Source organism: Curtobacterium sp. BRB10, from assembly GCF_031844325.1.
GTDB lineage: Bacteria > Actinomycetota > Actinomycetes > Actinomycetales > Microbacteriaceae > Curtobacterium > Curtobacterium poinsettiae_A.
In genome coordinates this window covers 1-18,922 of record NZ_JAUZVA010000008.1, presented here as the reverse complement: position 1 = coordinate 18,922, position 18,922 = coordinate 1, and the positions used below count along the sequence as shown (strand labels likewise).

Annotated in this window: 21 protein-coding genes; 9 read left to right on the top strand and 12 right to left on the bottom strand. The window is 72.4% G+C overall.

Features of this window, described 5'->3' with window-relative positions; translation table 11 throughout:
- Positions 1–45 precede the first annotated feature (45 nt).
- The 6 genes from Q9R26_RS16095 (at position 46) to Q9R26_RS16070 (ending at position 5,898) form a co-directional block, all read left to right on the top strand.
- On the top strand, positions 46–1,074 hold the full coding sequence (locus Q9R26_RS16095) for a 6-phosphofructokinase (protein WP_027467034.1): 1,029 nt from the start codon (positions 46–48) through the stop codon (positions 1,072–1,074).
- A gap of 194 nt (positions 1,075–1,268) precedes the next feature.
- Positions 1,269–2,246 (top strand): MDR family oxidoreductase, encoded by a 978-nt coding sequence (locus Q9R26_RS16090; RefSeq protein WP_209132665.1) that lies wholly within the window; start codon positions 1,269–1,271, stop codon positions 2,244–2,246.
- A gap of 92 nt (positions 2,247–2,338) precedes the next feature.
- Positions 2,339–3,007, top strand: coding sequence for a GntR family transcriptional regulator (locus Q9R26_RS16085; protein ID WP_209132663.1), 669 nt, complete (start codon positions 2,339–2,341; stop codon positions 3,005–3,007).
- Positions 3,008–3,010: 3 nt separating this feature from the next.
- Entirely contained in the window at positions 3,011–4,327 is a 1,317-nt protein-coding gene (locus Q9R26_RS16080) for a hypothetical protein (protein ID WP_311227882.1), read from the top strand.
- Positions 4,324–5,121, top strand: coding sequence for an ABC transporter ATP-binding protein (locus tag Q9R26_RS16075; RefSeq protein ID WP_209132659.1), 798 nt, complete (start codon positions 4,324–4,326; stop codon positions 5,119–5,121). The genes Q9R26_RS16080 and Q9R26_RS16075 overlap by 4 nt, the downstream gene beginning before the upstream one ends.
- Before the next feature lie 99 nt (positions 5,122–5,220).
- On the top strand, positions 5,221–5,898 hold the full coding sequence (locus tag Q9R26_RS16070; protein ID WP_311227881.1) for a hypothetical protein: 678 nt from the start codon (positions 5,221–5,223) through the stop codon (positions 5,896–5,898).
- A gap of 48 nt (positions 5,899–5,946) precedes the next feature.
- Here Q9R26_RS16070 and hemL read toward each other — a convergent pair whose 3' ends face one another.
- The 11 genes from hemL to hemE all read right to left on the bottom strand — a co-directional run bounded on the left by hemL (position 5,947) and on the right by hemE (position 15,797).
- Positions 5,947–7,278, bottom strand: coding sequence for a glutamate-1-semialdehyde 2,1-aminomutase (gene hemL / locus Q9R26_RS16065; RefSeq protein ID WP_311227880.1), 1,332 nt, complete (start codon positions 7,276–7,278; stop codon positions 5,947–5,949).
- On the bottom strand, positions 7,275–8,330 hold the full coding sequence (gene hemB / locus Q9R26_RS16060; protein ID WP_259362639.1) for a porphobilinogen synthase: 1,056 nt from the start codon (positions 8,328–8,330) through the stop codon (positions 7,275–7,277). Before hemB ends, hemL begins: the two co-directional genes overlap by 4 nt.
- Positions 8,327–8,908: a uroporphyrinogen-III synthase gene (locus tag Q9R26_RS16055; protein ID WP_262139732.1), complete on the bottom strand. Its 582-nt coding sequence runs from the start codon at positions 8,906–8,908 to the stop codon at positions 8,327–8,329. The genes hemB and Q9R26_RS16055 overlap by 4 nt, the downstream gene beginning before the upstream one ends.
- Before the next feature lie 258 nt (positions 8,909–9,166).
- The gene (hemC, locus tag Q9R26_RS16050) at positions 9,167–10,219 is read right to left on the bottom strand and encodes a hydroxymethylbilane synthase (protein WP_259578544.1); all 1,053 of its coding nucleotides are present in this window, start codon (positions 10,217–10,219) and stop codon (positions 9,167–9,169) included.
- A complete protein-coding gene (locus Q9R26_RS16045) occupies positions 10,216–11,448 on the bottom strand; it encodes a ferrochelatase (RefSeq protein ID WP_209132655.1) in 1,233 nt (410 codons plus the stop codon). The genes hemC and Q9R26_RS16045 overlap by 4 nt, the downstream gene beginning before the upstream one ends.
- The gene (hemQ, locus tag Q9R26_RS16040) at positions 11,445–12,197 is read right to left on the bottom strand and encodes a hydrogen peroxide-dependent heme synthase (RefSeq protein ID WP_311227879.1); all 753 of its coding nucleotides are present in this window, start codon (positions 12,195–12,197) and stop codon (positions 11,445–11,447) included. The genes Q9R26_RS16045 and hemQ overlap by 4 nt, the downstream gene beginning before the upstream one ends.
- Positions 12,198–12,265: 68 nt before the next feature.
- Complete coding sequence (locus Q9R26_RS16035; protein WP_027467026.1) at positions 12,266–12,496, bottom strand: DUF3618 domain-containing protein; 231 nt, start codon at positions 12,494–12,496, stop codon at positions 12,266–12,268.
- Between the two features lie 41 nt (positions 12,497–12,537).
- A complete protein-coding gene (locus tag Q9R26_RS16030) occupies positions 12,538–12,996 on the bottom strand; it encodes a phage holin family protein (protein ID WP_311227878.1) in 459 nt (152 codons plus the stop codon).
- Positions 12,993–13,247, bottom strand: coding sequence for a hypothetical protein (locus Q9R26_RS16025; RefSeq protein WP_017887727.1), 255 nt, complete (start codon positions 13,245–13,247; stop codon positions 12,993–12,995). The genes Q9R26_RS16030 and Q9R26_RS16025 overlap by 4 nt, the downstream gene beginning before the upstream one ends.
- Positions 13,248–13,347: 100 nt before the next feature.
- Positions 13,348–14,664, bottom strand: coding sequence for an FAD-dependent oxidoreductase (locus tag Q9R26_RS16020; protein ID WP_311227877.1), 1,317 nt, complete (start codon positions 14,662–14,664; stop codon positions 13,348–13,350).
- Positions 14,661–15,797, bottom strand: a complete 1,137-nt coding sequence (gene hemE, locus Q9R26_RS16015) for a uroporphyrinogen decarboxylase (protein ID WP_182064231.1) — start codon at positions 15,795–15,797, stop codon at positions 14,661–14,663. Before hemE ends, Q9R26_RS16020 begins: the two co-directional genes overlap by 4 nt.
- 38 nt (positions 15,798–15,835) lie before the next feature.
- Here hemE and Q9R26_RS16010 point away from each other — a divergent pair, with 38 nt between their 5' ends.
- On the top strand, positions 15,836–17,158 hold the full coding sequence (locus Q9R26_RS16010; protein WP_311227876.1) for a glutamyl-tRNA reductase: 1,323 nt from the start codon (positions 15,836–15,838) through the stop codon (positions 17,156–17,158).
- A gap of 107 nt (positions 17,159–17,265) precedes the next feature.
- Positions 17,266–17,664 carry an NUDIX domain-containing protein gene (locus Q9R26_RS16005; protein WP_311227875.1) on the top strand — a complete coding sequence of 133 codons (399 nt, stop codon included), beginning with the start codon at positions 17,266–17,268 and terminating at the stop codon, positions 17,662–17,664.
- Positions 17,665–17,667: 3 nt separating this feature from the next.
- On the opposite strand, the gene Q9R26_RS16000 is transcribed toward Q9R26_RS16005, so the two are convergent.
- A complete protein-coding gene (locus tag Q9R26_RS16000; protein ID WP_071404469.1) occupies positions 17,668–17,943 on the bottom strand; it encodes a hypothetical protein in 276 nt (91 codons plus the stop codon).
- A gap of 99 nt (positions 17,944–18,042) precedes the next feature.
- Between Q9R26_RS16000 and Q9R26_RS15995 the strand changes: the two genes are divergently transcribed.
- Complete coding sequence (locus Q9R26_RS15995) at positions 18,043–18,723, top strand: DUF4232 domain-containing protein (RefSeq protein ID WP_311227874.1); 681 nt, start codon at positions 18,043–18,045, stop codon at positions 18,721–18,723.
- Positions 18,724–18,922: the final 199 nt, after the last annotated feature.

Genomic DNA, 18,922 nt, shown 5'->3' with positions numbered 1-18,922 from the left:
AGTCATGATGGGCACTGATCCCCACCACCCGACGACGGAGTTCCCATGCGCATCGGCATCCTCACCTCCGGAGGCGACTGCCCCGGCCTGAACGCGGTCATCCGCGCGATCGTCCTGAAGGGCATCGCCATCTACGGACACGACTTCGTCGGCTTCCGTGACGGGTGGCGCGGGGTGGTCGACGGCGACATCGTCCCGCTCGGCCGCAAGGACATCCAGGGCATCGCGAAGCAGGGCGGCACGATCCTCGGGACGAGCCGCACGAATCCGTTCGAAGGGCCCAACGGCGGGGTCGAGAACATCTCCGCGACCCTGCAGCGGCACGGCATCGACGCCATCGTCGCGATCGGTGGCGAGGGCACCCTGGCCGCCGCGAAGCGCCTGACCGACGCCGGCCTGAAGATCGTGGGTGTGCCGAAGACGGTCGACAACGACCTGGGCGCGACCGACTACACGTTCGGCTTCGACACCGCCGTCGCCATCGCGACCGAGGCGATGGACCGCCTGCGCACCACCGGTGAGTCGCACTCGCGCTGCATGGTCGCCGAGGTGATGGGTCGGCACGTGGGCTGGATCGCGCTGCACTCCGGCATGGCCGCGGGCGCGCACGCGATCCTCATCCCCGAGCAGAAGACGAGCATGGAACAGATCGCGAAGTGGGTGCGGGCCGCGTACGACCGCGGTCGCGCACCGCTCGTGGTGGTGGCCGAGGGCTTCGTCCCCGACCACGAGGACACCGCGCACACCGAGCGCGGACTCGACGCCTTCGGGCGGCCGCGGCTCGGCGGCATCGGCGAGCGCCTCGCGCCGCTCATCGAGGAGATGACGGGCATCGAGACGCGGGCCACGACCCTCGGGCACATCCAGCGCGGTGGTACGCCGACCGCCTACGACCGGGTGCTGTCGACCCGGCTCGGGCTGGCGGCGATCGACTCCGTCGTCGAGGAGCGCTGGGGCCGGATGGTGGCGCTCCGGGGCACCGAGATCGAGCACGTCTCGTTCGAGGAGGCGCTCGGCGAGCTCAAGACGGTGCCGCAGGCGCGGTTCGACGAGGCCGCCATCATGTTCGGCTGAGTGGGCTGGCTGGGGCGGCTGGGCTGGGGAGGCTGGGGCGGCTGGGCTGGACTGGGCGGTTTCGGGCGTACCGGGTCGAATCGGGCGTACCTGGTCGGTTCTTCCGACCCAGTAAGCCCGAAACCACCAGGCATCGCGCGCGTTCTGGGAAAGAACGGGCAGGCCGCCGGGAGGCCCGGGGTAGCGTCCGGCGCATGACCCGCGCCGTCCTCGTGTCCAGTGCAGCCCCGCCAACCGTCACCGACGTCGACCTGCCGGATCCGGCCGAGGGCGAGGCCCTCGTCGACGTCACGTACTCGAGCGTCAACTACAAGGACGGCCTGGCCCTCGCGCGGAACCCCGGCGTCGCCCGGCTCGATCCGCTCGTGCCGGGGATCGACGTGGTCGGCACGGTGTCGGGGCTCGGACCGGGTGTGCACGAGGTCGCGATCGGTGACCGGGTGGTGCTGAACGGCGCCGGCCTGGGTGAGACCCGGCACGGGGGCTGGGCGACGCAGGCCGTGGTGCCGTCCGGGTCGCTCGTCGTGCTGCCCGAGGCGATCGACGACTCGTTCGCCGCGGCCATCGGTACGGCGGGGTTCACCGCGATGCTCAGTGTCCTCGCCCTCGAGCGCTTCGTCGCACCGGACGACGGACCGGTGCTCGTGACCGGGGCGTCCGGCGGGGTCGGCACGGTGGCGATCGCGCTCCTCGCGGCCCGCGGGTACCGGGTGACGGCGTCGACCGGTCGCGCGGCCAACACGGACTCGCTCCGCAGACTCGGTGCGACCGAGGTGGTCGACCGCGCCACCCTGTCCGAGCCGGGCAAGCCGATGCAGCGTGCCACCTGGGCCGGAGCGGTGGACAGCGTCGGTGGGGCCACGCTGGCGAACGTGCTGGCATCGACCCGGTGGGGTGGTGCCGTCACGGCGTGCGGGCTGGCGCAGGACTCCGCGCTGCCGACGACCGTGCTGCCGTTCATCCTGCGGTCGGTGTCGCTGCTCGGGATCAACTCCGTCGACGCGCCGCTGGAGCTCCGACGTCGGGCGTGGGACCGGCTCGCGACCGATCTCGACGCAGCGCTCCTGGCCGACGTCACCCGCACGGTCACGCCCGAGCAGGCCATCGCGGTGGGGGCCGAGGTCGTCGCGGGACGGGTGCACGGCCGGACGGTCGTCGCCGTCGCGGGCTGATCGGGCAAGCTTCTCGAGCGGTTGATTTAGCAAGCGTTTGCGTATTGACACGCTAGGATTTCGAGTGTCGATTTCGTCCTCGAGGAGATGACATGCCGGTCCCCAAGTCCACCGTGGAGAGCTCTCCCCGGAAGCTCCTGCGTGACGTCGTCTACGACAAGATGCTCGCGGCCCTGCGCGACGGCACGCTGCAGCACGGCGAGCGCCTGAACGACGACGAGCTGGTGCAGTGGCTGGGTGTGAGTCGCACCCCGATCCGCGAGGCGATCGCGAAGCTCGTCGACATCGGCCTGGTCGAGATGGAGGCGAACCGGTACACCCGCGTCGCCACCCCGACCTTCGAGGACTGGGTCATCGCGACCCGCGCGACCGCCGGGTTCTTCGAGCTCAGCCTGCGCTGGGGCGTCCCCGAGTACAGCGACGAGGACGTCGAAGCCCTCACCGCGCTGCTCGACAAGGCCGACCGCATGCGCAAGGTGCGGGACTACGGCTTCAGTGGCGCGCTCACCGAGATCATCGAGTTCGGCGTCCAGCACTCCGGCAACCCCCTGGTGCAGAACGCGGCCGTCGGGGCCATGGAGCGGGTCCGCTTCACGCTCAACCCCACGCCGGCGTTCGAGCAGTGGGGGTCCGAGGCGTTCTTCTCGATCCTGCGCGAAGCGCTCACCGAGCGCGACGGCGAAGGTGCCGCCGAGGCCGGACGAGCCCTCACGCGCAACTTCGAGCAGCACATCGAAGCGGTCCGCGCCGACCGCGGCTGACCCGTGGTCACCGGCGAGTGGGGTGATCCGTGGGCGTCGGTGAACGACGACGCGTACACCGCCCTGCTCGCCCACGTCCGTTCCGGTCCAGGGGACGCTGTCGTGGTCGACGTCGACCACCTCGCTGTCACGCAGGGGGCACCCCCAGCACGGCTGCGCGCGGCAGCCGCCCGCCTGCAGGACCTCGGGCTGTTCACGCTCCGGAGCGACGGGTCGTGGGAGTACGACGGGCTCTCCGACGAGGACATCTCGGACGGGTACGACTTCTGGGTCGCCCTGATGGGCCCGGCGATGCGGGCGACGGTGCCGGTGCTGTCGGACGACCTCGTGCAACGCCTGGGCACCGCTGCCGCCAGCACACGGTCACTCGCGGCGCTCCGGCAGCCGGAGTACCGCGCGGCGTTCGCGACCACGGCCCAGTTCTGGTTCGAGCACTGCCCGAACCGCCTGGTCCGGTCGTTGGGCGTGCAGGCGTTCGAGCGACTCCGATGGGCGAGGTTCCCGAACCAACCCTGGACGGTCCCGCAACTCGGCCCGTGGCTCGCCGCGGTCGAGCGTGTCGCCGCAGGCCGTGCAGCCGACGACGTGGACACGGCCGTCCACGAGCTCTCCGCGCTCTTCGACGTGCAACGCCGGAACGCCGGGATCCCACACCCCTCCGGCCTCGCCGTGCCCGCCTCCGAACGCCGTCGGTCGGCGACGGAGCGGTCGCTCCTGCGGGACATCCGCACCGGCGCGCTCCCCGTCGGTTCGACGCACGCGTTCCAGAGCCTGGTCGCGCGGACCGGCTCGCCTCCGGCCAGGGTGGCCGAAGCCCTGAGGAGCCTGGCCGACCTCGCCCTGATCGAGGACGACCACGGGATGGTGCGGATCGCCGAACCGTCCCTCACCGCGTGGCGGGACGCGATGGAGCTGCTCGCGGGACTGTTCACGGCAGCTGCTCGGCGCCTGCTCCCGGCGCTCGAGGGTGACGCGCTCGAGGAGTTCCACGACCTCGTCGAGCGCGCCCGCACCGACGGCGAGGTCCGCGACCACCGGTACACGGACAGTGCCTTCGCCGTGAGCCGGTTCTTCGCCGAGCACTCGGGCAACCGGTGGGAACGAGGAGCACTGCGTCTCGCGATCGGCCGGCTCGTCTACGCGCTGCCCGAGGCCCCTGCGTTCCGGCAGTGGGACGCCGGAACGCTCTGGTCCGCCCTCGACGCGGCTGCGGGCAGCGGCGAACCGGTGGCCGCCCGGGCGGCCGCCGAGCTCTTCGTCGACATCGCGCGGGCCCACGTGGACGACGTCACGGCGCGGTGGGGCACGATGGGGTCATGACCGACGCGCACGATGACGTCCTGATCAACGCCACCGGGGTCCGCGTCACGCGCTCCGGCCGCGACCTGCTGCACGACGTCGACCTGACCGTCCGACGCGGGGAGCACTGGGCCCTGCTCGGACCGAACGGTGCCGGCAAGTCCACGTTGCTGGCCGTCCTCGGTGCCACCGGGCACCCCACCGCGGGCACGGTCGAGGTCCTGGGCCGGCGGCTCGGACGCGTCGACGTCCGTGAACTCCGCGAGCACATCGGCCACGTCGACCCCCGGCACCGGATGCTCGCACCGCTCACCGTGCTCGAGACGGTGCTCACCGGGCTGACCGGCACGACGGACCTCATGATGCGGTGGGACCCCTCGGCCGAGCAGGTCGCCCTGGCAGAGCAGCACATCGCCGACGTCGGGCTCACCGCACGACGCGACGCCCGCTGGCCGGTGCTGTCGCAGGGTGAGCGGGGACGCGCCCTCATCGCCCGAGCCTTGATGTCCGAACCCCAGCTGCTGCTGCTCGACGAGCCGGCGACCGGCCTCGACGTCGCCGCGCGGGAGCACCTGCTCGAGACCGTCGACGCGCTGCGGCACCGGCACCCCGAGCTGGGCAGCGTGATGGTGACCCACCACCTGGAGGACCTGCCGGCCTCGACGTCGCACGCGATGCTGCTCCGCGACGGCGCCGTCGTGGCTCAGGGCACCTCGGACGAGGTCATCACGTCGTCGGCGGTGTCACACGCGTTCGACTTCCCGCTCGCGATCCTGCGGGCAGAGGGGCGCTGGGCCGCGCGCCGATCCGCCTGACGCGTGCTTGAATGGCTGTTCAGTGTCCGCGGCCCGTGTCGGGGAGGGACCCGGCACCGCACGATGGTGTCACGCCGCGGACCGTCACCAGGGGGAACCATGACGAACACGCCGCCGCTCTACCCGGGGTCCGAGCCGCAGCCCAACGCCGGCCAGCCCGACGCCGGCCAGCCCAACGGCCAGCAGTACCCGCAGCAGCCCGTCGGCCAGCCCCAGCAGCAGCCCGCAGGCCAGCCCTACGCGCAGCAGCAGCCAGCAGGCCAGCCCTACGCGCAGCAACCGCTCGCAGGCCAGCCCTACGCCCAGGCCGCCCCCGCCGGAGCCGCACCGTACGCACCCCCGCCCAAGTCGTCGTCCTCCCGAGGCAAGCGCGTCCTGATCTCGGTGCTCGGCGTCGTCGTCGCCGTGGTGGTGGCGTTCCTCGTCCGCCAGGGACTCAATGCGGCCTTCAGCGACTCCACGGAGGAGAAGGTCTCGAAGGCCGTCGAGCAGATCCGCGAGCAGAGCGACCTGCCCAAGCAGGTCGACTCCGTCACGACGTGGACCGGGATCGAGGCCGAGGGCGCGGCGATCCACTACGACTACACCGTGTCGGCGAACGTCGATCCGGCCTCGATCACCGAGGGGGCCATCCGCGACGCCGTCGGGCCGAACCTCTGCTCGAACAGCGAGACGAAGAAGCTCCTCGACGAGGACGTCGACATGCGGTACACCTACGCGTTCGAGGGCTCGTCGAAGACCGTCGACACGACCTTCACGAAGTCCGACTGCTCCTGAGGCCCGCTGCCCGTCACGCGGTCGCGGCGGCAGCAGCCTCCGCGCCGGTCACGCGGTCGCGGCGGCAGCAGCCTTCGCGGCCGCGGGCAGGGCGTCGAGGATCCGCCCGACCGCGCGGTCGTCGTGCGCGGCGGTGACGAACCACGCCTCGAAGACGCTCGGCGGCAGGGTCACCCCCGCGTCGAGCATCGCGTGGAAGAACGGCGCGTAGCGGAACACGTCCTGCGCCCGCACGTCATCGTAGTTCCGCGGCGCGGTCTCCGAGAACGCGAACGAGAACAGGTTGCCGGCGTGCTGCACGGTGTGGGCGACGCCCTCGGCCGACAGGGCATCGCTCGTCGCGGTGGCGATCGTCGAGGCCGTGCGGTCGAGGTGCTCGTACACCTCAGCGGTGGCGGCGCGGAGCGTCGCGGTGCCGGCGGCGACGGCCAGCGGGTTCCCGGACAGGGTGCCGGCCTGGTACACCGGCCCGAGCGGGGCGAGGAAGTCCATGACCTCGCGCCGACCGCCGAGCGCGGCGAGGGGCATGCCGCCGCCGATGACCTTGCCGAACGTGGTGAGGTCGGGCTTCCACCCGGCGCCGTCCGGCACGACCTTGGACGCCTCGAGGCCCCACCAGCCGGCAGCACCGACACGGAACCCGGTGAGGACCTCGTCGACGATGAGGAGCGCGCCGTGCGACTGCGTGATCTGCGCCAGGGCACGGTTGAAGCCGCGCTCGGGTGCCAGGACACCCATGTTCGCGGCGGTGGACTCGACGATGACGGCGGCGATGCGCTCGGAGTGCTCGTCGAACGCGCGTCGGACGGCGTCGAGGTCGTTGTACGGCAGCACGAGGGTCTGCGCGGCGGTCTCGGCGGTGATGCCCGCGCTGCCCGGCATGGCCAGCGTCGCGACACCCGAGCCGGCCTCGGCCAGCAGGGAGTCCGAGTGCCCGTGGTAGTGCCCGGCGAACTTCACGAGCAGGTCGCGACCGGTGTAGCCGCGGGCCAGCCGGATCGCGGTCATCGTGGCCTCGGTGCCCGTCGACACCATGCGGAGCTTCTCGATGGGGCCGTCGCCGTCCACCGACACCCGCTGCTTCACGAGTTCGGCCAGCTCGGTCTCGCCCGGGGTCGACGCCCCGAACGACAGTCCACGTGCGGCGGCCTGCTGCACGGCCTCGACCGTGCCCGGGTGGGCGTGCCCGAGGATCGCGGGGCCCCACGACGCGACGAGGTCGACGTACTCGCGGCCCTCGGCGTCGGTGACGTAGGCGCCCTTCGCGGACACCAGGAAGCGCGGGGTACCGCCGACCGACCCGTAGGCGCGGACCGGGGAGTTCACGCCACCGGGGATCGCGTTCTTGGCACGGCCGAAGAGCTGGTCGTTCGTGGTCATTCGGGGGCCTTCCCGGTCGAGGCGATGCCGGCGACGTCCGCGGTGCTGCCCGAGGTGCGGAGGCCCGCTTCCTCGTTGAGCTTCCGTGCGATGTCGACGGCGAAGTAGGTCAGGATCGCGTCGGCTCCGGCGCGCTTGATGCCGACGAGCGACTCCATCGCGGCGGCGTCGCGGTCGATCCACCCGTTCTGCGCTGCTGCGGTGATCATCGCGTACTCGCCGGAGATCTGGTACGCCCAGACCGGGACCGGCGAGGTCGCCGCGGTCTCGGCGAGCACGTCGAGGTAGCTCATCGCGGGCTTCACCATCACGATGTCGGCGCCCTCGTCGACGTCGAGCGCGACCTCGCGGAGCCCCTGCCGACCGTTCGCGGCGTCGATCTGGTACGTCCGGCGGTCACCGACGAGCGAGGACGACACGGCCTCGCGGAAGGGACCGTAGAACGCCGAGGCGTACTTGGCGGCGTAGGCGAGCAGCGCGGTGCCGCTGTGCCCGGCACCGTCGAGGGCGTCACGTGCGGCGGCGATCTGGCCGTCCATCATCCCGCTCATGCACACGAGCTCGGCGCCGGCCTCGGCCTGGGCGACCGCCATGTCGCGGTAGCGCAGCAGCGTGGCGTCGTTGTCGACGGAGCCGTCGGCCGCCAGCACGCCGCAGTGTCCGTGGTCGGTGAACTCGTCGAGGCACAGGTCGGACTGCACCACGAGGGCATCCCCCACCTCCTGCCGAGCGACGCGGATCGCCACGTTGAGGATGCCGTCCGGGTCGGTCGCGCCGGAGCCGGTGGCGTCCTTCGTGGTCGGGACGCCGAACAGGTTCACGCCACCCACACCGACCGACGCGGCGTCGACCAGCGCGCGGCGGAACGAGTCGAGGGAGTGCTGCTGCACGCCCGGCATGCTCGAGATGTCCACGGCGTCGGTCGCACCTTCGCGGATGAACATCGGCAGCACGAGCTCGGCGGGGTGGAGCCGGGTCTCGGCCACGAGTCGTCGCATCGCGGGGGTGGCGCGGAGCCGACGGGGTCGGACCTGGGGGAAGCGTCCAGTCACGGGTGACCTTCCTGGTGGGGGGTGGTTGGGTTCAGTGCCTCGACGACGGCGTCGAGCAGGGCTTCTGCGGACCGGGTTCGTCCGACCGCGTGCACGGGGAGTCCGGCCGCACGGGCGTCGGTCGCGGTCCCGGGGCCGATGCAGGCCACCATGGTGCGGGGGTCGAGCGGGGTCATCCGGCGGGCGATCTCACGGGCGACGCTGCCGCTCGTCACGAGCACCGCAGCCGGCGCCGTCTCGAGGGTGATCGGCTCGTCGCCGGTCCCCACGGTACGGTACGCGACCACGTCGTCCACGTCGATGCCGCGGGCACGCAGGCCGTCGACGAGCGTGGGTGCCGCGATCTCGGAGCGGGGGAACAGCACGGTGCCGTCGGTGTCCGGCAGCTCCTGCACCAGGCCGGCGGCGGACGTCTCGTCCGGCACGAGGTCGACGATCCAGCCCGCAGCGCGCGCGGCACGGGCGGTCGGCTCGCCGACCGCGGCGACGCGGACCCCGGCCGGGAGGCCCGCCAGGCGTTCCGACAAGACCGTCACGGCCGTCGCACTGGTCACCACCACCCAGGCGTAACCAGCCACAGGGGTTCGGTCACCGACGTGCGTCGGTGATCCATTCCTCCCGGCCGTGTCCTGGGCGACCAGTCGACGGACCGCAGCGTCGAGCGCGGCGGGGTCGGACGGCGGAGCGTCCGTGATGAGCGGGACGACGACGGGGGCGAGCCCACGGGCCCGCGCCGCCGTGGCGACCCGGTCCCCCCACGCACCGCCACGCGGGACGAGGACGACCGGGGGTCGCGCCTCGTCCGTCGCGGTGGTGGAGGGTTCCGTGGTGACCGCCTACTCGGCCGGCGTCGCGAGTCCGGGACCCGCGGTGTACGGCCCGTCCGTGGTGTCCTCGGCGACGGTGGTCGCCAGGTCGGCGAGGTCTGCAGCGCCGTTCTCGAGCAGCTCGGTCGCCACGCGACCGCCCACCGCGAGCGCCTCGTCGAGGCGGTCCTGCGCCGACCCGTCGAGCACGGCCGCGTGCGACGCGGTGCGGTACTCGGTGCCGTCGGGACGGTAGACGGTCGCGGACACGAGCAGCAGCTCGGCGTCCACGACGGCCGTCGCACCGATCGGGGCGGAGCAGCCGGCCTCGAGCTTGGCGAGGACCTCGCGCTCGGCCGTCACCGTCAAGCGGGTGGGGGCGTGCTCGATCTTGCGGAGTGCGGCGAGCAGCCCCCGGTCGGTCTCGTCCGAGCGGATCTCCACCGCGAGCGCGCCCTGCCCGGGAGCACTCGGCCAGAAGCCGAGGTCGAGCAGTTCCGTGGCGGCCGACAGGCGGTCGATGCGGCCGAGGCCCGCGGCGGCGAGCACCACGGCGTCGAGGTCGTCGTCCACCCGACCGAGGCGGGTGTCGATGTTGCCGCGGATGTCGACGACGTCGAGGTCCGGGCGCTGCGCACGGAGCTGCGCGGCACGGCGCGGCGAACCGGTGCCGACCTTCGCGCCCTCGGGCAGGGTGTCGACGGTGGCGCCGTTCCGGGCGACGAGGACGTCACGGGCGTCGGCGCGCTTCGGCACGGCACCGATCGTCAGGCCCGGGTACGGCGCGGTCGGCAGGTCCTTGAGCGAGTGCACGAGGACGTCGACCTCGCCCGCGACCAGGGCTTCACGCAGCGCGCTGGCGAAGACGCCGGTGCCGCCGAGCGACGCCAGCGAGGCACGGTTCGTGTCGCCCTCGCTCGTGACGGTGACGAGTTCGACGGGGCGACCGGCCGCCTTCGCCAGGCGGTCGGCGACGTCCTGCGACTGCGCGACCGCGAGCCGGCTGGCACGGGTGCCGAGCCGGATCGGGGTCGGCCCGTCGGGCCCGGTGGTGCTGGGGTCGTCCGCGGTCGTGTCGGTCACGGAGCGACGCCCGCGGCGGCGGGCTTGAACCCCGCTCGCACGTTCTCGCAGCAGCCCGGACGGCACACGTCGTACCAGGGGCCGATGTCGGTCATGTGCGGGCGCTCGGCCTTGGGCGTGCCGTTGACGCGCTCGAGCACCAGGTCGACGAGACCGGACACGTAGGCCGGGTCGATGCCGGGGGTCTGCGTGCGGAGCGACCAGAAGCCGAGCTCACCGGCGGTCTCGGTGGCTTCCTCGTCGAGGTCCCACATGACCTCCATGTGGTCGCTGACGAAGCCGAGCGGGACGATCAGCACGGCACGCGTCGGGCCGCCCTTGAGGTCCTCGTTCATGTAGTCGTTGATGTCGGGCTCGAGCCACGGCTGCGTCGGGGGGCCGGAGCGCGACTGGTAGACGAGCTTCCAGGCGGGCTTCGACGTGCCCTGCAGGTGGGCGTGCTCGGGCTGCTCGAGGAGCTCGGCCCAGGCCTGGTCGAGGACGACCTCGCCGACGGCCAGGTGCTGCGCCTCGTACGCGCCGTGCTCGTCGAACCCGCGGTAGTCGGGGCCGGAGCGGGCGGCGTCGGACGACGGGATCGAGTGCGTCGAGAAGAGCACCTGCAGCTCGGTCGCGACGTCGAGGCCCTCGTTCTCGGCGATCGCGCGGGCCATGCCGTCGCGGACGCCGTCGATGAACGGGCGGACGAAGCCCGGGTGGTCGAAGAACTGGCGGACCTTGTCGATCTGGATCGTGTCGATCAGACCGGTCTCGGTGAGCACGCGGGCGTAGTCCTCGCGGTACTGCCGGCAGCTCGAGAACGACGAGTACGCGCTCGTGGCGATGGCGACGAGCTTCGTGTAGCCCTTGTCCGCCGCCTCGGTGAAGGCTTCTTCCAGGTAGGGCTCCCAGTTGCGGTTGCCCCAGAGGACCGGCATGTCGATGCCGCGCGACGCCAACTCGGCCTCGAGTGCGGCCTTGAGCGCACGGTTCTGCGCGTTGATCGGGCTCACGCCGCCGAAGTGGCGGTAGTGGTGCGCCACCTCTTCCAGACGCTCGTCCGGGATCCCGCGGCCGCGGGTGACGTTGCGCAGGAAGGGGATGACGTCGTCCTGGCCCTCGGGGCCACCGAAGCCGGCGAGCAGGATCGCGTCGTACGCGGTCGGGGTCTCGACGTGCTCGGGACCGGACGCCGCCGCGGGGGTGGCGGCGAGGACCTGGCCGTTCGTGATCATGCTGGTGTCGGTCATGACAGCACCTCCGGGAGTTCGGCGGTCGTCACGCGACGACCCGTGAAGAAGGGGACCTCTTCGCGCACGTGCATGCGCGCTTCGGTGTAGCGGAGATCGCGCATCAGGTCGACGAGGTCGACGAGGTCCGGGCTCTCGAGCGGCAGGATCCACTCGTAGTCGCTCAGGGCGAAGGTCGCGATGGTGTTCGTGAGCACGCGGCGGTACTTCGCGCCGGCGATGCCGTGGTCGCGGAGCATCTTCGAGCGCTCTTCCTCGGGCAGCAGGTACCACTCGTAGGAGCGGACGAACGGGTACACCGTGATCCACGCCTCGGGGTCCTTGCCGCGCAGGAACGCGGGGGTGTGCCGCTTGTTGAACTCGGCCTCGCGGTGCATCGCCATCACGTGCCAGACCGGCTCGGCGTCCTGGAACAGGCCGGTGCGACGGATCTCGCGCAGCACGGCCTGGATGGCCCGCGCGTCGTCGCCGTGCAGCCAGACCATGACGTCGGCATCGGCACGGAAGGCCGAGACGTCGTAGAAGCCGCGGATCGTGACCCCGCGCTCGGCGGCGCCGGCGATCACGGTGTCGAGTTCGGCCACGGCGTCGTCGCCGACGCGGTGGACCGGACCGAGGGGCCGGCGGAACACTGCCCAGAGGGCGTAGGCCGTCAGCAGGTTCGGGTCGATCCCGGAGTCCGGGTGAACGGTCTCAGCGGGTTCGGTGTGGGGGTGGTCGTTCGCGTGCGCGGGCGCGTCGGAGCTCATGGATCCATTGTCCTATCGGTTGCCAGGGTGTTGGCCGCCCCGCACCCGGTGGACCGCGCTCGGGCGGTCTACCGCCGTCGGAGCACCATCACGACGATACCCCCGACCACCGCCACGCCGGCTGCGAGACCGGCCAGGTAGGGCACCGGCTTCTCGTCGAGGCCGCGCTTGAACTTCGACGCCGCGATCCCGATCTGCTTCGGGACGTTGAGCTTGTCCTCGATCGCGTCGAGGGTGTCGAACAACTGGGCGCGGGTCGCGGCGACGCGAGCAGCGAGATCGTCGTGCGGGTCGGTCACGGTTCCTCCGTCGGTGGTGCGGCTGTCAGGGCTGTCGGCGCTCAGGAGCGGCCGTCGACGTCCGGCTTGCGGCTGCCGTACTGCGTCGGCGGGGTCGGCTTCTTGCCGAGGCCCTTGACCGCGTTGATGTCGTCCTTGACGCTGGCGATGGTGCGCTTCGGCGTGATCGGCAGGCCCTTCTTCAGCCGCTTCCAGCCGACGAGACCGAGGATCGCGGCGATGATCAGCATCACCACGGCCACCACCAGCGCGGCCAGCCACGCCGGCATCACGGTCGCGAGGCCCATCACGGCTGCTGTCAGCAGGACGCCGATCGCGTAGAGCACGACGACGAGCGCGCCGACCAGCAGACCGGCTGCGAGGCCGAAGATCTTCGCCTTCGCGAGCATCTCGGCCTTGAGCAGGTCGATCTCGCCCTTGACCAGGCCCTTGACGAGATTCGGGACGTCACCGACCAGGCCGAACAGCGAACGCGACTTGCGATCGCGGGTGTCGGTCATGAGGTGGTGGTGTCCTTCTTCTGGCCGACCTTGCGAACGGCCTTCTTGGTCGTCTCACCGATGAACTCGGCGACGTCCGGGGTCTTGTCGGCGATGAAGTCCTCGGCGACGTGCACGCCCTTCTGGACGCCGTTGCTGTTCCAGACCTTGCCGCTGACGGTCTTGATCTGCTCGTACCGCGCCCGTCCGGCTCGCGATCCCAGGACGTACCCGAGTGCGGCGCCGGCGACGAACAGGAGCTTTCCGCGCATGTGCGATTCCTCCGTGCATTGGTTGTGCGGTGGTCATGCACCGAACGGAATACGTCCGGCGGTCTCACCAACAGTAGCCCTCAGGGGCTGCGGGGTCCGCTCAGGAAGCGAGGATCTCGTCGGCCGCCTTCCGAGCGGCGGCGATGATGCCCGCCAGGCCGCGTCCGGTCGAGGCCTCGCCGATGCCGACGACACCCTCGGCCAGACCGGCCGCGGCGAGGTCCGGTCCGTACCAGCCGACACGGGCGGCGCCGCTGACGCGGTCCGCCGTGATCGGCACGCCGAGCAGCGTGGACGCGTCCTGCAGGGCGCGGTTGCCGACGGGGTCGGCCGGGTCGACCGGGAGGCTCGTGGCGACGCCCGCAGGGTCCGTCGCGGCGGTCGCGTAGCTCAGCCGCAGGACGTGGCGTCCGTCCGCAACGTCGGCCAGCCACGGCCACTTCACCGTCGCGTGTGTGAGGGCCTTCGCCGACACCGCCTGCGCGTCCGGGTGCACGAGCATCCCGGTGCCACGCGGGGCGGCGTCGAGGTCCGGCTGGTCGACGACGAGCGTGACGAGCTGGATGCCCGTCCGGTCGGGGGCGGCGGTGCGCTCCGGATCGGCGACGGAGGACAGGGTGTGCTGGGCCGGCAGCCGTTCGGTCGTGCCGTCGGCGCAGACGATCTCGACCGCGTGCGCCTCGATGCGGGTCGCCCGGGTGCGCAGCCGGACGTCCACCCCGTAGGTCTCCATGTCGGCGACGAGCTCGTCCACCAGACGCACCGTCCCACCGCGGATCCCCTGCACCGGGGTGCCGGCGGCCGCGCGTGCGCGGAGTGACAGGACCGCCCGGGCGAGCGACCCCTCGCGGAGCAGCGCGGCACGCAGGCCCGGAGCCACCCGGTCGGGGTCGAGCTGGTCGGGGTGGGTGGAGTGCACGCCACCGGCGATCGGCACCACGAGGTCGTCGAGCACCCGCTCCCCCATGCGCCGGCGGACGAGTTCGCCGAGCGAGGAGGCCTTGGCACCCACCGGTGCCGGCAGCAGCGAGTCCATCTGGGCGCGCAGGCCGCCCTTCTGCCCGACCACGGCCAGCACGTCGGCGGCCATCGGGGTGCTCGGGATGCCGAGGAGCCCGGTCGCGGGGATCGGGGAGGTCCGGCCGTCGCGGGTCATGAGCCAGGCGCCGCGCGGGTCGGGGGCGACGACGTCGTTGCCGAGCCCGAGCTCGATCGCCAGGCGGCCGACGGCGTCCGTGCGGGTGGCGAACGAGTCCGCCGCCATGTCCAGGTCGATCCCGCCGACGGTGTGCCGCCGGATCATGCCCCCGAGCTCGCCCGAGGACTCGACGAGCACCACGTGGGCGCCGCCCTTGGCGAGGTCACGGGCGGTGACGAGCCCGGCGATCCCGCCGCCGACCACGACGACGTCGGTCACGCGCCGGCTCCGTCCTGCGCTGCACCGTCGTCCGCGCGGCCGTCGCCGAGCGAGTGGACCAGCTCGACCACGCGGGTCAGGACGTCCGGGTCGGTCTCGGGCGGGACCCCATGGCCGAGGTTCACGACGTGGGCCCGTGCGGCACCGCCCCGACGGACGACGTCGCGGACGTGCGCTTCGAGGACGCCCCACGGCGCCGAGAGCATCGCCGGGTCGATGTTGCCCTGCACGCTGACACCGGTGCCGACGCGCTGGACCGCCTGGTCGAGCGGCAGGCGCCAGTCGACCCCGACCGCGTCGACGCCGACGGTGTCCGTGCCGAAGGTCGTCATGTCGGCCAGGACCTCGCCACTGCCGACACCGAAGTGGATGCGCGGCACCCCGAGCTCGGCGACGTGCGACATCGCCTGCGCGGAGTGCGGTGCGACGGAGCGGACGTAGTCGGCGCGGGAGAGCGACCCGACCCACGAGTCGAAGAGCTGCGCGGCCGAGGCCCCGGCGAGCACCTGTGCCCGGAGGAACATCCCGGACACCTCGGCGGCCCAGGCGAGCAGCCGCGCCCACGTCTCGGGGTCGGCGTGCATGAGCGTGCGGGCGCGGATGTGGTCCTTGGACGGGCCGCCCTCGACCAGGTAGGCGGCGAGGGTGAACGGCGCCCCCGCGAAACCGATCAGCGGGGTGTCGCCGAGCTGCTCGACCGTGCGCCGGACGGCCTGCTCGATCGGGGCGAGGGCCGCGGGGTCGAGCTGCTCGAGGGCGTCGACGTCGGCGGGGGTGCGGATCGGCGACGAGAGCACCGGGCCACGACCGGGGACGATCTCGACGTCCACACCGGCGAGCTTGATCGGCACGACGATGTCGCTGAAGAAGATGCCCGCGTCGACCCCGTGCCGGCGGACCGGCTGCAGGGTGATCTCCGACGCCATCTCCGGGTCGAGACAGGCGTCGAGCATGGCTGTGCCGACCCGGAGCTCCCGGTACTCCGGCAGGGACCGTCCGGCCTGCCGCATGAACCAGACCGGGAGCGTCTCCGGACGGTCACCCCGCAGGGCCCGCACCAGGCGGGAACCACTCGTCCGCCCTGATGCCAGGGGGTGGGAGTCGGGGAGGGATGTGGTCGTCGCTTCGGTCACCGGATGATTCTCCCATCGAGCGCGTTACCATTGACTACGTGCTCATCTGTCTCACGGCGTCGCATCGCAACGCCAGCTTCGATCTCCTGGAGCGACTGAGCATCGGTGCACCCGCGGCAGCCAGCCGACTCGTCACGGATGCCGGCGTCCTGGACGGTGCAGTGGTCCTCGCGACCTGCAACCGCTTCGAGGCGTACCTCGACATCGCGGGCGACGAGAGCGACTCCGCCGTCTCCGCCACCGTGCAGGCCGTGGCTGCCGCGAGCGACCTGGACGCCACCGAGGTCCTGGACTCCGTCAACGTGCTGGGCGGCAAGGACGTCGTGCAGCACCTGTTCGCCGTGTCGAGCGGACTCGAGTCCGTCGTCGTCGGCGAGACCGAGATCTCCGGCCAGGTCCGGCGCTCGCTCGAGGACGCCCGGTCGAACGGCACCACCACCTCGGACCTCGAGCGCCTCTTCCAAGAGGCTGCGCACACCTCGCGCGGCGTCAAGACCCGCACCCGCATCGGCGCCGCCGGCCGGTCGCTCGTGCGCCTGGGCCTCGAGCTCGCCTCGTCGCGGGTCACCGACTGGGCCCGCACCCGCGTGCTGCTCGTCGGTACCGGCAGCTACGCGGCCACCACCATCGCCGCCCTGCGTGACCGTGGCGCCACGAACATCCAGGTGTTCTCACCCTCGGGCCGCGCTCCCTGGTTCGCCGCCAAGCACGACCTCGTCGCCGCCCGTGACCTGCGCCAGGCCATCGGCGAGAGCGACGTCCTGATCACCTGCACCTCGAGCGAGGTCCCGGTCGTCGCACCGGCCGACCTCGACGACGGGGTGCGCCGCATCGTCATCGACCTCGGGCTCCCCCGCAACGTCGACCCCGCAGCCGCCGGCGTCGACGGCGTCGAACTGCTCGACCTCGAGACGATCAGCATCCACGCCCCGATCTCCGAGCTGAACGCCGAGTCCGAGGCCCGCGCGATGGTCGACGACGCCGTGTCCCGGTTCCGAGCCCAGGCGATGGAGCAGTCGACGACCCCGGCGCTCGTGGCGTTCCGCAAGCACGTGTTCGACATCCTCGACGACGAGATCGAGCGGGCCAAGCGCCGCGCGGACGCCGACGGCGAGTCCGTCGAGCACACCGAGCGGGCGCTCCGGCACCTGGTCGGCGTCCTGCTGCACCGTCCCTCGGTCCGCGCTCGCGAGCTCGGTCGCGCCGGTCGCGGTGAGGAGTTCGTCGGGGCGATCGACTCCCTGTACGGCGTCCGGCCGGAGGCCGAGCCGGAGCTGCCGTCGCCCGTCGTCCCGCTGGCCGACCGCACGGCACTGGATCCGACCGCGTCGGATCGCGACGACCAGGCGGACGCGAGCTGAGCCGCCCCACGCCCACGGCCGCCACGCCGCTCCGCAAGCTCCGCGGCGCGGCGGAACCGGGGCGCGTGGGCCCCCCGGCAGACACGGCCCAACCACCCACGCTGCGCGTGAGTGCGCTGCTGCTGGTGGGTGACCGACGCGTCCTGATGGTGCGCGCCAGGGCGCGCGACGTGCTCTACCTGCCCGGTGGCAAGGCGGAGCCGCACGAGACCGACGTCGAGGCCGCCGTGCGCGAGGCGTACGAGGAGACCGGCCTGCGGCTCACCGCCGCCGACGTCGACGAGTTCGGCGTCGTGCTCGAGCCCGCCCACGGGCAGGCTCCTGGGACCATGGTCGCGATGACGCTGTTCCTGGTCCGGCCGGGAGGCCCGCTGGACTCCGCCACGCCCGTCGCCTCGGCCGAGGTGGACGAGGTCGAGTGGGTCACCTCCGCCGACGCGGGTCGTTGTCCGCCCGCGGGCGTGGAGACGCTCCGCCGCCTGGTGGCGGCGGAGCTGATCGACTGACCGTCAGGCCTTGTCGGTGTCGGTGTACTCCCCGACCTCGCCGTTCTGGGCCGGCTCGGCCTCGCCGGGGATGTCCGAGTCGACGTACTCGCCGTCGGGTCCGGTTCCGGTCGGTCGCGTCTCGCCGGGGATGTCGCTCGAGACGAACTCGCCGACGGGCTCCGTCGACTCGACGTGCTCCTCGCCCGGGATCTCGCTGTCCGTGAAGGCTCCGGCGCGGGGTTCGACCCCGTCCGCGCGACCCTCGTCGCCTCGTGCCTGTTCGTGCTTGCCCGTCATGTCCGACCTCCGCTGCTCGGGTTGCTTGCCTCGGAGTGTGCCCGTGGTCCCTGGACGCCGACCGAACCGGATGCGGCGTTCGGTGGTTGCCTGTGCACCATGCAACGCAGCAGCCGATCGAAGTTCCTGCTCGTCGTGACCGGGCTCGTCGCCGTCGGGACCCTGGCGGGGTGCGCCTCGGACGGGCAGCCCGCCGCCACCGAGACCGTCACGGCGCCCGCGCCGTCGCCGTCCGCGTCGGCGTCCACGCCGCAGTCGTCCGAGGAGTCCGCCTCGGCGGCACCGTCCTCCGGGTCCGGCTCGTCCACCGGTTCCGGTGCCACCGGTTCGTCTGCTGGTGACCGGTGCGCGGCGTCGTCGCTCGCCGGACGCATCGAGGCCGGCAGCGGTGGTGCCGCCGGCAGCGTCATCGTGCACCTGGTGCTCGAGAACACCGGGTCGACGACCTGCACGGTGCAGGGGTGGCCGGGGGTCTCGTTCGTCGGGGGTGGCACCGGCAAGCAGATCGGAGCGGCGGCCGTGGCGGAGAAGAGTTCCCCGCACCCGACCGTCACACTCGCTCCCGGCAAGACCGCCGTCGCCCCGCTCAAGATCGTCCGGGCCGAGAACTACTCCGCGGGCGACTGCTCGCCGCAGACCCCGGACGGCTTCCGCGTGTACCCGCCCGGTTCGAAGGAGTCCCTGTTCGTGAAGGACACGGACTACCAGGCGTGCGCGTCGGCCGATGCCTCGCTGCTGTCCGTGCAGGCGTTCGTGCCGGAGGGGCAGGCGACGTCGTAGCGGCGCGGCGGTGCCGCCGACTCCGGGGTCGGCGGCACCGTCGTCGCGTGGCTACTTCGCCAGGAACTGCAGGACGACGCGGTTCCACTCGTCCGGGTGGCTGACGTTGACGCCGTGCGGGCCGCCGGCGACGACGTGCAGCTCGGAACCCGCGATCGCGGCGTGGGTCCGGGCGCCGGACCCCGCGAACGGCACGGTT